This is a genomic window from Rhodobacteraceae bacterium M382, from assembly GCA_025141015.1.
Classification (GTDB): Bacteria; Pseudomonadota; Alphaproteobacteria; order Rhodobacterales; family Rhodobacteraceae; genus Aliisedimentitalea; species Aliisedimentitalea scapharcae.
In genome coordinates, this window is record CP081098.1 from 2,673,571 (window position 1) to 2,686,604 (window position 13,034).

Genomic DNA, 13,034 nt, shown 5'->3' on the forward strand with positions numbered 1-13,034 from the left:
CAGCATGGCACGACAGCCGCCCCCCGTTTCTACGGGCAAGATGCGTTCAGGTCGCACAGGCCCGCGTGATCACCCATTCAATGGTGGCAAACCTACCTTGTTCGTTGCCCGCCCAGCGAAATGTGCCGCGCGAAGATCTGTAAATTCGGCGGACAAGATCATCCAGGCATCCGTATTTGTCCGGGTCGTTCCATATGCCTGTCGCCCCACCCCGGCCAACGCATTATCCAGGTTGTCCGGGTTAAAGCCGGGGCATTTGGCGGACCACCTGGCAATGGCGCGGTGCGCCCCTGCCAGATCCCTGGAGGTAATTGCCTGTTGAACCCGACGGGCTGCGTAGGGTTCGCTCGTTAGCCATGCGCGTTTTCTGGTGGCTTTCAAATGTGCCAGCGGCGGCACCAGATAGGTTTTTGCAACCCAGGAGATCAAGCCCAGCAGGATCACCCCTGCCAGGATCACTGCCATCTGACGTCTGGACATCTGCGCAGCGGCAGGCGCGGCGGGGGCATCGACCTTGACGGTTGTGCCGGCGACCGTTGCCGTTTCTACGGTGTTGGTTCCGGTGTTGAACCATTCGACAGAGATGGGTGCCAATTCAACCGTACCGCCAAATTGTGCAACATAGCTGACGGTTTCACGTCGGGTTCCGCTCAGCACACCCCGGTTGGTGCTTTCCTGGACCGAAGGATCCTTGGGGTAGGCGCGCGCAGCATCTGACACCAGCGCGGGAATCAACGGCGGTATGAACAAAGCCGAGGTACCGGAAATCGTGGCTGTTACCTGACGCGTGACGGCGTCGCCTTGCGCCAGGGTGTCCTGTGCCCCGTCAATTGTTTCGGACAACGTAAAACTCTCGGCAACGATCAGAGGCGACAGGTCTTCGGCCCCCTGGGGAACCTGCGACGCAAAGCGGATTGCATCAACAGTCACCTCTGCTTCGATTGGCTGGCTTGTATCCGGATCCGCATAGGTCAATGCGATGGTACGCTGCGGCAGCACGAATTCGCCCGGAACCATTGGATAGATCCGATACGCCCTTGTGATACCAGACCAGGTTTCGCCGTCAATTTGCTTGCTGGTCGGGCTGGAGGCCCGCTCTGGCAAGCGCACGATCAGATTCGGCTCTTCCATTGAGGGATAGGACGGTGGCTCGGGGAACCATGTCGGCACCAGCACCGTTACACGCAAAATTACCGGTTGCCCGACAACTGTGGACTGGGCTGACAACTCTGCGGTGACAATGGGATCGACTGTCTGGGCCGCAGCGCCCCCTGTGAACACTGCCAGGATCAGAAACGTCAAAATTCGTGTCATGGCTGACCTCCGGTCGCTGTTTCCTGAAGAAAGCGGGTGCGCAGGAAGTCCCCCATGTCTGTGTCGACGGATCGCATCCATTGTTCAGCAGTCTGGAATCCCGTTCCGTCCTGTTCTTCGTCGGAATACTCCTTTTGGGTGTCCGCGCCTTTCTGTGCCTCATTGTCGAACACAACGTCATCGGCACCGATACCGGTATCTTCTCCGGTATCACTTTGTTCGCGGGTTTCTTCGACATAGACCAAAATAGCCCGGGCCACGGCCAGGTTCCATTCTGCCTCGGAGAATTCAGGCTGTAGCGTCAGGGCCTTTTCAAAGGCCGCTATGGCCGGGCGATATTCCCGGTTGCGTATATGCGCCATGCCCTGACCAAAGGCACCCTCTGGCGTATCGAGACGGGCATAGTGATCTGCCGCATCGGCATATTGCCCCGATTTGAACAAGGTGATCCCGCGCCACATGGGATCGGTGAACAGGCTGGCGGCCTGGGCGAACTCTTTGTTATTCCAGGCCATCATTCCCTGTTGATCCGGTGTAAAAAACCAGTCGATGACATCCGCCCGGGACGATGTCGGAGCGCCCGATGCGATGAGCGCCCCCAGCACCACAGCCCATCGCATGGTCCATCCGCGACGGAACCAGAGCAAGACCAACGGCATGGCCAGCCACCCAAACACCCAACCACGATCGTCCCAATCCAGCCGTTCGTCCCCCAACAACGCCGCCCGATAGGCCGATGCAGCGGCACGATCAATTGCGTTCAGGTCGGTGTCATCGGCTGTCAGTACAAAGACCGAGCTGTCCGGCAGCTGTGCCAGGGCCGCGGGAAGGGTATCCTGGGGTGCTGCGACCAGAAACAGCACCGGAGCCGCGCCCTCCTCCACTGGCGCGCCAAGCGCCGCCGCATCTGCGCCGTTCAAATCATCAAGAACAAACAGGATTGCGCCCGGGGTTTTGGATTTGGCCAACTCGTCTCGCGCCAGCGCCAAGGCGTCGATTGCAGCGTCCCCTTCACGGGGCATGACCTTGGGCGTGATCGCTTCCAGCATGGACCCCAGGATGTTCGGGTCTTCGGTCAACGGCGCAACCCGGTGGGCCGTTCCGGAATAGGCGATCAGCGCCGTACGTGCGCCAGCGCGGCGTTCCACCAGGTCGAGGATCTTGAATTTGGCCCGATCCAGACGGCTGGGCGGCAGATCTGGTGCCTCCATGGATCGGGAAACCTTGAGCACAACCACCAACGGCGCTGTCTGGGCCAACAACGGGTTGGGTACACGGCTCCACGTCGGCCCAGAGGCCGCAATGGTCAACAGGACCAGGCAGGCCGCCACCCCGTCGATGGCAAATACCTGGCGTTTGGCGGTATCACCCACGGTCAACGCCCGGGCCAGATGCGGGGCAATCCCGGTGGGTGCCTCCCTGCCCCGGCCATTGCGCCGTCGGATCGCCCACCACAGCACAGCGATGGGCACCAGCGCGATCAGCCCATAGGGGCGCAACACATGAAACGCCGCCAGAGAGTCCAGAAACGCATCCATTACGTGACCCTCCGGGATGTCGACAGGTGCAACCAGCCCAGCGTCATCCCGGCGACAGCAATGGCCGCGGCAAAGGCGATCCAGGCCAGTGGGCGTTTGGGCTGAAAGTTGACCGTTTCGGTGATACGGGGATTCAAACGTTCGATTTCGTCATAGATCTCGCTCAGCCCCTTGCCATCGGTGGCATAGTAAAAGGCACCCGAGGCCCGCTTCGCGATGTCCTCCAATGCATCCAGATCCACCTTGTCGGCCCCTGATCCCTTGGGATCGCCCACACCGATTGTATAGATCGACACACTCTTTTGTGCCGCAATTTCCGCAGCGTTCACTGGCGACATCCTGCTGGATGTGTCGGCACCATCCGAAAGCAGAACCAACAGGCGCTGATCGACCTTGGACGTTTCAAAGGTGCGGATGGCCAACCCGATAGCATCGCCAATCGCGGTATCCGGTCCGGCCATCCCCACCTGGGTCGTGTCCAGCAGTTCGTGCACCGAGGCCAGATCTTCGGTAAAGGGGGTTTGCACAAATGCCTTTGTGCCAAAGACGATCAAGGCAATGCGATCCCCATCACGGGCTTCGATGAAATCTCCGACCACGGTTTTGACCAGCTGCAATCTTTGTTGCCGCTCCCCCTGGGCATCGACCATGTCATTCGCATCCATCGACCCCGAAATATCAACCGCCAGAACCATGTCGCGGGCGGCCTTTTCCACTGTGACCAGTTCACCCAGCTGTTCGGGCCGTGCCAGCCCCAGAACCGTCAACCCCCAGCACAAGATCCCGGCGATCATCTGAATGCGTTTGCGCCGCAGCACCACCGCACCGGGTTTCGGGTCCAACCCGGCTGCCTCGGTGACCTGGCGGAAAAACGGGATACGGATTGCCGGTGTCCGATCCCTGTACGGAGGCAGAAACCGCCAGATGACCCAAGGAGCGGGCAACAGCAACAATGCCCATGGAAAAGCCAGAGACCAGGTCATGATGGGCCTCCGGTCCGGTGAAATCTGATCCAATGGCGGGCCAGGGACTTCAGGTTCGGGTCGCTTTGCTCGTCGGTGTAGGGCGCGCGCACCAAAGCGGCCCCCGTTGCGCTCGCAAACCCGGCACCGTCGCATGTCTGATCCAGAAACGCCAACCATTCGGCCCCGACAAGCGCCGCCACCTGTTTGCGGGGAAACGCAACCAAGGCAACCCGGCGCAGAACGGCCGCGATTGCAGCAGGGTCATCGCCGACCTGAACCAGCTCGGCCAGTGCCGCGCGGCGATAGGCATTGGCCTGCCAGCGTTGAAACACACGCCAAGCCCCCCACAACGCCATCCCCAAAACCACGGCACCCAGCCAGGTCCAGGCCTGTGTCGCGGGCCACATCGAAATAGGGTCCGGCACCGGGATCGGTTCAAGCATATCCAGAAGTTCGACCAAATTCTTGCCGTCAGTGTCGGGGATCTGGGTCATCGGAGCCCCCTGCCGGACACGCCCATCAGCTCCATCAGCTGCGGCAGGGTTTCACGGGCGGTGGTCAGCGGCAAAACCGGAATGCCGTATTTGCGGGTCCAACCAATCGCGCGGGCAATCCGCGTGCCCACAACCGCCTCGATCCGGGCAACCGTGTCGCCCCGCGCTGCGTTCAGTTCCACCTGAAGCCGACCATCCGAAGCCACAATGCGAAAATCCGCAGGCACGTTCTGTCCGGACGGATCCGAGACCGGAAACAAGATCACATCATTGTGCATGGCAAGACGTCGAACATGACGTTCGGTGGTGTCGTCCACTTCGGCAAAATCGCTGAACACCAGGATCAGATTACCGGTTGTCGCAATCCGCGCCGCAGCCCGCAGCGGCTGATTCAACGACATAGAGGAATTCGTCTCGTAATCAGCATGCAGATTACAGTTTGCCTCGGCAATGGTGGACAGAAAACGGTTCAAAGCGGCTCCGCTGGCCTTGGGGCGCAGCTCTGCCACGGTATTATCGGAAAACACGATCCCACCCACGCGATCCCCGCGGGCGCGAATGGCAAAGGCGGCCAATGCGGCCGCTTCGGCAGCGGTTACCGATTTCATGTTGAATTGACTGCCGTAGAACATGCTCATCCGCTGATCCACCAGCAACAGCGCCGGGCGGTCACGCTCTTCGGTATAGACACGCACATAGGGCTGGCCTGTGCGCGCGGTTACTTTCCAGTCGATGGTGCGGGGGTCATCGCCCACCTGATAGTTGCGCAGTTCCTCAAAGTTGAGCCCCCTCCCCCTAAGCCGTGATGCATGGCGCCCGTTCAGCGCCGATCGGGCCGGTTGCCGCGGCAGAAACGACAGCATTCGGGCAGACCCCGCCAGCCGACGTAAATGCGACAGATCCGTATGAATGCGGGGATCAAGCGGGTGTTCAACAGTATCCGTCATCACGCACCCTTTCAGGGAAGAGCGACCAGCGATACGATCTCGTCGATCACCTTGTCGATGGACACACCGTCGCCCTGCGCCTCATAGCTCAGCGAAATCCGATGGCGGAACACGTCATGAGCAATGGCACGGACATCGACCGGATCGACATAATTGCGCCCATTCAACCAGGCATGTGCCCGCGAACATTTGTCCAACGCCAACGAACCACGGGGGCTGGCACCGACGTCGATCCATCGCGCCAGATCCGATGACAGGGGTGCGGGGGTCCGGGTCGCCTGTACCAGATCAGCCATATACCGGTCCATCGCATCGGCCACATGGATCTGGCTGATTTCAGCGCGTGCCTCAAAAACTGCCTGCTGCGGGATTACGGGCGGTGTCACCGGTTTATCCCCCCCACCTGTTGCGCCCTGCTCTTCGCCACGCACCAGGCGGATCACCTCGACCTCGTCTTCGACCGGCGGGTACAACACCTGAACATGCATCAAAAAGCGATCCATTTGCGCTTCGGGCAACGGATAGGTCCCTTCCTGTTCGATGGGGTTCTGTGTTGCCATGACGATGAACAGTGGTGGCAGGTCGTGCGTGGTTCCCGACACGGTCACCTGGCGTTCTTCCATCGCCTCCAACAAGGCCGCCTGCACTTTGGCGGGGGCGCGGTTGATTTCATCTGCCAGAACGATATTGGCAAAGATCGGCCCTGCTTCGAACCGGAATTGGGCCCCCTCCGGGCCCTGATGATAGACTTCGGTCCCGGTCACATCTGATGGTAAAAGATCCGGAGTGAACTGAATGCGCGAAAAATCTGCTTCCAGGTTTTTGGACATCGCCTTGACCGCGCGGGTTTTTGCCAGCCCCGGCAGCCCTTCGATCAAGAGATTTCCGTTCGCCAGCAGTCCGATCACAAGACGTTCGATCACATCTCGTTGGCCAATGATAGATTGGCTCATTCGGTCCTGCAGCATGGTGATCTGCTCAAGCGCGCTCATATCAATTTCCTGCAAAAAGTATTGTAAAACTATGCAGATAGTCGAGAAAAAGGGGCACGGTTGTCAACAGCGTTTCACATGTCGCCGCGTCAGGTGGTTGCTCCCTGGCGGGGTGAGTGTGGTTTTTGCCCCGCTCCCTTGGACTTTACAGTTCGCTACAAAAGATCAGTATTTAAAAATTGAAATTCAGACCTGCGATCCTGGCCATCTGTTTGGCCGACCGGGTTTCTGGACGTCGGCGGATCAGTGATAATTCTCCCTGGTCTCTTTCGATCGGGGGAACCGGGAAAATCGCGATAATGACGGATGTATTGAATCAGATCCGATGGGGTCGATTTCGCATCATGAGATACCTACCTGCTCCCGACCTGGCAGCACCTGATGCCGCCCTGCAGCCCCAAGACTGAGCGCGGCATTGTGATGGGATCGCGAGACCGATCCTTACTGACCCCTAATCCGGCGGATAATGCGGTCCAGACGCACAACCAGGTGATTGGCGGCTTCGGCAATCATCATCGAAAATGCAGCAGAACGGGCGGGATATTGTTGGATTTCACATTTCATGGTGTTGCCTCCCTAGAGGGTGTGACGTGGTTTCGTGATGATCCCAGTTAGCCGCGACTGGACAATTTTCACAAACGATGATTTCTTCGGTAACGATTTAGTTTTTCTAATGTATAAATATCGGAAAAGTAGACATGCGCCGACTACCACCGTTGAAATCACTACAGGCCTTTGAATCGGCCGCCCGATGGTTGAGTTTTTCTAAGGCCGCGGATGAGCTGTTTGTCACCCCTGCGGCCATCAGTCTACAGATCAAGCAGCTCGAAAATTATTTGGGGGTGCCCCTGTTTCATCGCAAGACACGGTCGGTTCAGCTGACCGAAGAGGCCAAGGCCGTGTTGCCTCTGGTCAGTGACGGTTTTGACTCTCTCGCCGAAGCCATCGACCGGCTGACCCAAAACGAGGCTTCGGGCGTGTTGACGGTCAGCAGTGTGCCGACTTTTGCCATCAAATGGCTGCTGCAGCGATTGCCACATTTTTCCCGCCTATACCCCGACATTGATGTCAGGCTGGATGCGTCGCTGGAAATCCGTGACTTTGACCGGGACGGGATAGACGTCGGTATTCGCCTCGGAGTCGGTCGGTATCCCAACCTGACAACCACGCGTATCCTGAACGAAGAAGTCAGCCCGGTATGCAGCCCAAAACTCTTGTCGGGTGCCCACCCTTTGCAAACCCCCGATGACCTGCATCACCATCGCCTAATCCATGTGGATTGGGGCAAGGTCAGCGGTCAAATCCCGGATTGGGAAATGTGGACAACGGCCGCAGGGATCGATTCCGTCAGGATCGGACACGGACCCCGCTTTACCGTCGAGAACATGGCCATCGAGGCAGCGATCAGCGGCGAAGGCGTTGCGCTGGTCAGCCATTCTGCGGTTGCGGATGATCTGAGAGCTGGGCGATTGGTCAAGCCATTTGACCTGACCCTTAAAACCGATATCGCCTACTGGCTCGTCCACCCACCCAAAAACCTGCGCAGGGCAAAGGTGAAAGCGTTTTGTGATTGGCTAGTGGCCGAAGTCGAGGCCGACAAGGGGCCAGCGTCTAGCCCGCTCTGATGTGGGCAGCGTCATACCCCGGAACGTGCAGGCGCTTCGCTCTGCTCGGTCACGTTCTCCGCCTTAAAAAGATCGAAACCGAAATAGTCAGATGTTTGACCAGGTGTAACTGGCGTGGCTCCCGTCCCCACGCCCTGCCCCCCGCGCGACCAACGTGATACCGGAACATCGAACCGTCAGCGACACCCCCTCCCGCCCACTGGAGAACAGAAAATGCCCATAGCAATTGTCACGAGCTTGCTGCATGCCATCCCCGCGATTTTGGCAGAAGACACCGGCCAGGGCCTGATTGCCCGCCTGCAGGGGGTGCACAAGGCCCCAGAGCTGACAGATGAACATTCCGCGCGGATCTGGCTACAGAGCCTGCCCGCCCCATCTGGTTGGTTTGTTTCCATCGAAGAAGCCAAGGCGCATGTACAGCGCTGTCATCAGGGCCCCCCGACCATCCCCGGCGCAACCATTCGCGAAGCGCGCGAAGCGCTCGGCATGGCCAGGGATGCCTTTGCGGAGGCGCTGGGGATTGGCGGCAACAGCAACACCCGACATAAAACCATCTTTGATATCGAGCGAGAGGCGATCAACAAAAGCAGCGGCAAACCCCGCGTCCTGAACCCGCAAGCGGTGCAACGCCTGCAAGCGCTGATGGCAGAACGCGGGTTGGATCTGTTAGGGGATTGACATAGCTTTCTAAATCGTTGCCTCGTTTTGGACACTCAGACAACGACAATTCATTCTCAAAACACCCCAAGATTATTGAACATCTCGCCTACCCAAGATAGGCGGGTACTATTGCGATGTAGTTTGACGACATTTGATCAGCTGTGCCTCACGAGCACTCGTGAGGCACACTTTGCTAGCTAGTTATGTATGGGCCCGAGAAAATGAAGATAAACTCAGTTGAAATTATCTCGCGTGCGACATTGCGTGCTGCAACTGCCACGCGAATCACGGCCTTAACCGGACTTGTCATAGCTGGCTACAACATCAAAATAGATTCAATTCCCGCACTTGGCATCAGCGTGCCAGATGAACGCATAACCGTTACAATTTTCCTTGCAGTCATCGCTTTTAATGTGGCCAATTTATGGGTGAGTTGGAACGACGATCGCATCAGCTATAAGGTTTGGGCAAGCAGGTTTGAGCAATTGCCTTCAACCATTGATCAGCTTGAAACTCACGCCAAGGAAACCACGCTACATGAGATTCGCTTAGATCTCGAACAATTGGTAGCCGAAATTCAAACCGAAGAATCAAAGACCGCAGCGAATGAAAATCGCATTAAACACGCCAATGACATCCTAAAACAATTCAAACAATTTGTTCTCAGTGTTGATGGCCTCATAAAAGACGCGGGGAAGCACTACAAAGACCTCAAGAATCCGGTAAAATTTCACTTTGTATGGTGGACTTTTGGGATCCCGTTCATCTTAGCAGTGGCAGCATGTGTCGCTTTAATTTGGCAGTTCGGCGTTGTTCTTCCGTTTTCATCTGAAGCGCATTTAGCCGCCGAAGTCCCGGCACCCAAACTCGACCAGTAGAGTAATCGCTATATCACATTGCGACCTTCCAACGCCTGATTGAGCTGACGCCAAAAGACCGCAAAATACCGACAGTCTCAGCGGTCGTCAGCGTTTCGGTTCCGTCCAATATTCAGCGCCAGGACGTTCGGAACACGAGGCGTGCCGTCAACGATCCGGTCGTCTGTTTTTGTCGGTATCAGCGCCATCACAGCCGACGCAGCGGTGACCAGTCCGGTGACCGCTGTGACCCAAGCGGGCGCGGCGTTCAGCAGATCAACCAGAGTATTCTTCGTTCACTTCCTATCAGGAGTGGTTGAGAAGAAGCGCGAAGTCATCGTGGTAACCCGCGAATAACAGGTGCAATGACACCGTTACCACTATCCTTTTGCAAGCTGGTAAAACCCGAAAATAGGCGCCAAGGCCATTCTCTGCGTCTTGCATTATGCCAACCGCAAACGGCGCGCTCTGGCTACCTTGGCGCTGCCGCGAAGGTCTTGCAGTTACAGATGCAGACCCATGCTTCGCACGACTGCAACAAGCCCAACACATTCTGTGTTGAACCGGATGGCCTGTTCTAGAGTGAAGGCCTGACGACGCGTCATGCCATGCGCTCCTGATTTCTGCAGGCCGTGGTCTCAAGACCCGATTGAAACTCATTCGTTGCCACGTGTGGTGCGGCCGTCTTGATCCACCGGATATCTGTCCTGCGAATGCTGTGCTCCTGGTGTCAGTTATCGTGCACGTGATACCAACGCATCTGTCTTTCTCATCCAGTTTGAATATGCCTGATCCTAGATGTATGCCGATTTGACCTATTGGTCAGAAATCTTTTCCCGTGTGTCGGCGGCGGTTCGCAAAGACTTAGGCAGCCAGTGCCCCGTTCCCAATCCGTCTCCAAGCGTTACAAGACGCTGGCGTAAACCCGTCGGCAACCGCAATCCGCCGCGAAGCTCAAACGCTTCGTGGTGCACGGTGAACTGCCCCTTTTTCGCGTCGCGACAGACTTCCGCCACGTCGTCATAAAAGGTTCTGGGGCCACAAAAGAACACATCAACCTTGCCGGGAATGTCGCGCATAAGACGCATCAGCTGGTGGGGTTTTGGTCTCCCGGTTCGCTCAGTTTCGATGATTTTCAGCGACACGGTTTCGGGGGGGTTGCCCGCAAACGTTTCGAGTGCACATCAGCATGACATGGGGTATGGCACCGCAGCAATTCACTGTCGCCTCAAGGCGAATATTTCCGGTCCGCGTCAAACCCGTTTTTGTGGAAGTACCGGCCCACATTTGAAGTCATCACAAAGCCATCTTTTCCAGCGACCAGCGATAGGAGCGTTTGATGGACCGATGTTGGCTTTGCCGGGTAAACGCTCCTAGCCGTGATGTTTGCACGCCTCTCTACCTCACAGGATATGAGTCTGTCCCGACGTCGCCGGTCTCGGCAAAAACGCACGATCATTTTGCATCGCAATCCCAAAGCGCTTGGTCGCTTAAGGAAACAGACCAGGGGCATGGGATCCTCTTGTGAGCAAGACATAGCAAGGAAACTGTTTGCGAAAAATCGCTTTAATCATGCATTGATATTCCCTATTAATCGGATAATGAAAATAGATGATGTTGAACTCTTCCAGCGTATTGTTTCGCTAGGCTCCGTGTCAGCGGGAGGACGTGCTTGTGGTTTAACCGCGACCGTCGCAAGCGATCGTCTTAAACGGCTGGAGGCAGATTTGGGGTGTACGCTTCTGAACAGAACAACACGCTCAATCTCAATGACAGGAGACGGAGAGCGTTTTTTGCAGCATGCAGCGGAGCTTTTGCGGGTTTATGAAAGTGCAAGACATAGTGTCGGAACGAAATCCGTTACGCCAACAGGATACCTGCACGTTGCTGCCCCTGCGCTTTTCGCTCGAAAGTTCTTGTCCGATCCAATCCATCGCTACCTAGTGAAGTATCCAGATGTGCGCGTTAAGCTCATGGCGTCGGACGAAGTTCAGAACTACACAATGGATGGCATCGATGTTGCTATTCGCATCGGGAAATTGGCGGACTGCAGCTTGATTGCACGCAAGCTCGGCGAGAACCACCGCGTCCTTTGCGCTTCGCCTTCATATCTGCAGAGGTCCGGAACACCCAAACATCCCAATGAACTCAGTGAGCACGAGTGCATCGTGTTTATGGGCGAGGACAGTTGGCACCTAAAAACTGCGATCGACGACGTTCGAGTCAAAGTCTCGGGGCGCCTCGAAACAAACAGCGCAGACATGGCGACGCAAGCAGCGTTGAACGGACAGGGCATTGCCTTGCGATCGTTGTGGGATGTCGCCGACGACCTTCAAGCGGGACGTCTCGTCCAAGTTCTGCCCGAGTACGACGTACCCAATGACTTGGCGATTTATGCAATTTACCCCCCCGGCCGTTTCATTTCGCTGGCCGCGAAATCCTTTGTGGAATTGGTTCGGCAGAACGTGAAGTCCATTGGCCAGTGAACAAACCAAAACAGTTGCTGAATCTAGCCAGTCAGAGAAAGCCACGAAATGGACACCTTGATCAATGTTGTCGTGCCGGTCTTCGCCATTGTCCTGGCGGGTTATCTCTCTGGCTATCTGCGCGTATTGGGTGAGGATTCAGCTTTCGCACTTAATCGCTTTGTCTACTATTTTGCTCTTCCACCGCTATTGTTTGCCTTCACTGCAAGAGCGCCCATTGATGAGATTTTCAACTGGCCCTTCATTTTTAGCTTCTTATTGGGCACAGCGCTCACCTTGATCATCGCACTGTTGATCGGTCGTTATGTCCTAAGACGGAGCGACACAGGTGAATTGGCTCTTCTGAGCCTATCCAGTGTGTTCGCCAATACTGCGTACATGGGCATTCCGCTTTTTGCGACAGCATTTGGGCCGAATGGCACCCTGCCAGCCATCATTGCGACGCTTGCTGGAAACACACTCCTGATCGGTGGGACCGTCGCGACCTTGGAGGCCGCGAGGAGCAATTCGGTCAACGGAGCGCAGGCCATCTTGCATGTCTTGCGGACGCTGATTCGCAATCCGCTCCTGGTTTCGCCAGTACTCGGGATAGCGGTGTCATTCACCGATCAAGACATACCTATACCGATTGGCAACTTTCTTGATTTGATGGCCGCTTCCGCCGGTCCCGTTGCTTTGTTTGCTTTGGGATTATCGTTGGTTGGCCGAAAGCTCCTGGGCGACGCCACCGAAGTCTCTTGCTTGGTTTTCCTGAAGCTAGTGCTGCACCCGGCAATCACCTTCCTTCTGGTCACATACGTCTTTGTAATGGAAGCTGAGTGGGCGCAGGCCGCAGTCATCCTATCGGCACTACCAGCAGGCGCATTGGTTTTTGTCGTGGCCCAACAATACGACGTCTATGTTCAGCGGGCATCCTCAGCGATCATCGTGTCAACGGCACTGTCAGTTGTAACAGTTTCAGTGGTGCTTTTGTTCTACCAAATCAGTTGAACCTGTATGAACTCAGGTGGGTTCGATACGGCATTTGCCCCGAATGACCAATCGCTAGACAGAGTAAAAAGTATTCACCTTCAAAGACTTCAATCTCCATATCGATCTTTGGGGCATGTATCAGCACTGCTGCAAGGGTTGGCGGTCACATTGGTTTGGCCCAGAG

At 56.5% G+C, this 13,034-nt stretch carries 12 protein-coding genes; 5 read left to right on the forward strand and 7 right to left on the reverse strand.

The features are described from left to right. Window positions 1–69: 69 nt before the first annotated feature. From K3727_12470 to K3727_12495, 6 genes are read right to left on the reverse strand one after another with little or no spacing between them, the layout of a single operon-like run. Window positions 70–1,314 (reverse strand): hypothetical protein, encoded by a 1,245-nt coding sequence (locus K3727_12470; protein UWQ89634.1) that lies wholly within the window; start codon window positions 1,312–1,314, stop codon window positions 70–72. Then, on the reverse strand, window positions 1,311–2,852 hold the full coding sequence (locus K3727_12475) for a VWA domain-containing protein (protein UWQ89635.1): 1,542 nt from the start codon (window positions 2,850–2,852) through the stop codon (window positions 1,311–1,313). Before K3727_12475 ends, K3727_12470 begins: the two co-directional genes overlap by 4 nt. After that, window positions 2,852–3,835 carry a VWA domain-containing protein gene (locus K3727_12480; protein ID UWQ89636.1) on the reverse strand — a complete coding sequence of 328 codons (984 nt, stop codon included), beginning with the start codon at window positions 3,833–3,835 and terminating at the stop codon, window positions 2,852–2,854. Before K3727_12480 ends, K3727_12475 begins: the two co-directional genes overlap by 1 nt. Continuing rightward, the gene (locus K3727_12485; GenBank protein UWQ89637.1) at window positions 3,832–4,311 is read right to left on the reverse strand and encodes a DUF4381 domain-containing protein; all 480 of its coding nucleotides are present in this window, start codon (window positions 4,309–4,311) and stop codon (window positions 3,832–3,834) included. Before K3727_12485 ends, K3727_12480 begins: the two co-directional genes overlap by 4 nt. Next, a complete protein-coding gene (locus tag K3727_12490) occupies window positions 4,308–5,258 on the reverse strand; it encodes a DUF58 domain-containing protein (protein ID UWQ89638.1) in 951 nt (316 codons plus the stop codon). The genes K3727_12485 and K3727_12490 overlap by 4 nt, the downstream gene beginning before the upstream one ends. 11 nt (window positions 5,259–5,269) lie before the next feature. Beyond that, window positions 5,270–6,250: a MoxR family ATPase gene (locus K3727_12495; GenBank protein ID UWQ89639.1), complete on the reverse strand. Its 981-nt coding sequence runs from the start codon at window positions 6,248–6,250 to the stop codon at window positions 5,270–5,272. A 698-nt stretch (window positions 6,251–6,948) separates the two neighbouring features. Here K3727_12495 and K3727_12500 point away from each other — a divergent pair. From K3727_12500 to K3727_12510, 3 genes are all read left to right on the forward strand, one after another. Further along, on the forward strand, window positions 6,949–7,875 hold the full coding sequence (locus K3727_12500) for a transcriptional regulator GcvA (GenBank protein UWQ89640.1): 927 nt from the start codon (window positions 6,949–6,951) through the stop codon (window positions 7,873–7,875). 213 nt (window positions 7,876–8,088) lie between these two features. Continuing rightward, window positions 8,089–8,553: a hypothetical protein gene (locus K3727_12505; GenBank protein ID UWQ89641.1), complete on the forward strand. Its 465-nt coding sequence runs from the start codon at window positions 8,089–8,091 to the stop codon at window positions 8,551–8,553. Window positions 8,554–8,756: 203 nt separating this feature from the next. Continuing rightward, window positions 8,757–9,413 carry a hypothetical protein gene (locus K3727_12510; GenBank protein UWQ89642.1) on the forward strand — a complete coding sequence of 219 codons (657 nt, stop codon included), beginning with the start codon at window positions 8,757–8,759 and terminating at the stop codon, window positions 9,411–9,413. A 794-nt stretch (window positions 9,414–10,207) separates the two neighbouring features. On the opposite strand, the gene K3727_12515 is transcribed toward K3727_12510, so the two are convergent. Then, the gene (locus tag K3727_12515; protein ID UWQ89643.1) at window positions 10,208–10,471 is read right to left on the reverse strand and encodes a hypothetical protein; all 264 of its coding nucleotides are present in this window, start codon (window positions 10,469–10,471) and stop codon (window positions 10,208–10,210) included. 432 nt (window positions 10,472–10,903) lie between these two features. Between K3727_12515 and K3727_12520 the strand changes: the two genes are divergently transcribed. Both K3727_12520 and K3727_12525 read left to right on the forward strand, forming a co-directional pair. After that, the gene (locus tag K3727_12520) at window positions 10,904–11,878 is read left to right on the forward strand and encodes a LysR family transcriptional regulator (GenBank protein ID UWQ89644.1); all 975 of its coding nucleotides are present in this window, start codon (window positions 10,904–10,906) and stop codon (window positions 11,876–11,878) included. Window positions 11,879–11,926: 48 nt separating this feature from the next. Next, on the forward strand, window positions 11,927–12,868 hold the full coding sequence (locus K3727_12525) for an AEC family transporter (GenBank protein ID UWQ89645.1): 942 nt from the start codon (window positions 11,927–11,929) through the stop codon (window positions 12,866–12,868). The last annotated feature ends 166 nt before the right edge of the window (window positions 12,869–13,034 follow it).

Coding starts and splice junctions, on each gene's coding strand:
- K3727_12510 (UWQ89642.1), top strand. CDS start 8,757: ATGAAGATAAACTCAGTTGAAATTATCTCGCGTGCGACATTGCGTGCT.
- K3727_12505 (UWQ89641.1), top strand. CDS start 8,089: ATGCCCATAGCAATTGTCACGAGCTTGCTGCATGCCATCCCCGCGATT.
- K3727_12485 (UWQ89637.1), bottom strand. CDS start 4,311: ATGACCCAGATCCCCGACACTGACGGCAAGAATTTGGTCGAACTTCTG.
- K3727_12475 (UWQ89635.1), bottom strand. CDS start 2,852: ATGGATGCGTTTCTGGACTCTCTGGCGGCGTTTCATGTGTTGCGCCCC.
- K3727_12515 (UWQ89643.1), bottom strand. CDS start 10,471: ATGCGCGACATTCCCGGCAAGGTTGATGTGTTCTTTTGTGGCCCCAGA.
- K3727_12500 (UWQ89640.1), top strand. CDS start 6,949: ATGCGCCGACTACCACCGTTGAAATCACTACAGGCCTTTGAATCGGCC.
- K3727_12470 (UWQ89634.1), bottom strand. CDS start 1,314: ATGACACGAATTTTGACGTTTCTGATCCTGGCAGTGTTCACAGGGGGC.
- K3727_12490 (UWQ89638.1), bottom strand. CDS start 5,258: ATGACGGATACTGTTGAACACCCGCTTGATCCCCGCATTCATACGGAT.
- K3727_12495 (UWQ89639.1), bottom strand. CDS start 6,250: ATGAGCGCGCTTGAGCAGATCACCATGCTGCAGGACCGAATGAGCCAA.
- K3727_12520 (UWQ89644.1), top strand. CDS start 10,904: ATGGGATCCTCTTGTGAGCAAGACATAGCAAGGAAACTGTTTGCGAAA.
- K3727_12525 (UWQ89645.1), top strand. CDS start 11,927: ATGGACACCTTGATCAATGTTGTCGTGCCGGTCTTCGCCATTGTCCTG.
- K3727_12480 (UWQ89636.1), bottom strand. CDS start 3,835: ATGACCTGGTCTCTGGCTTTTCCATGGGCATTGTTGCTGTTGCCCGCT.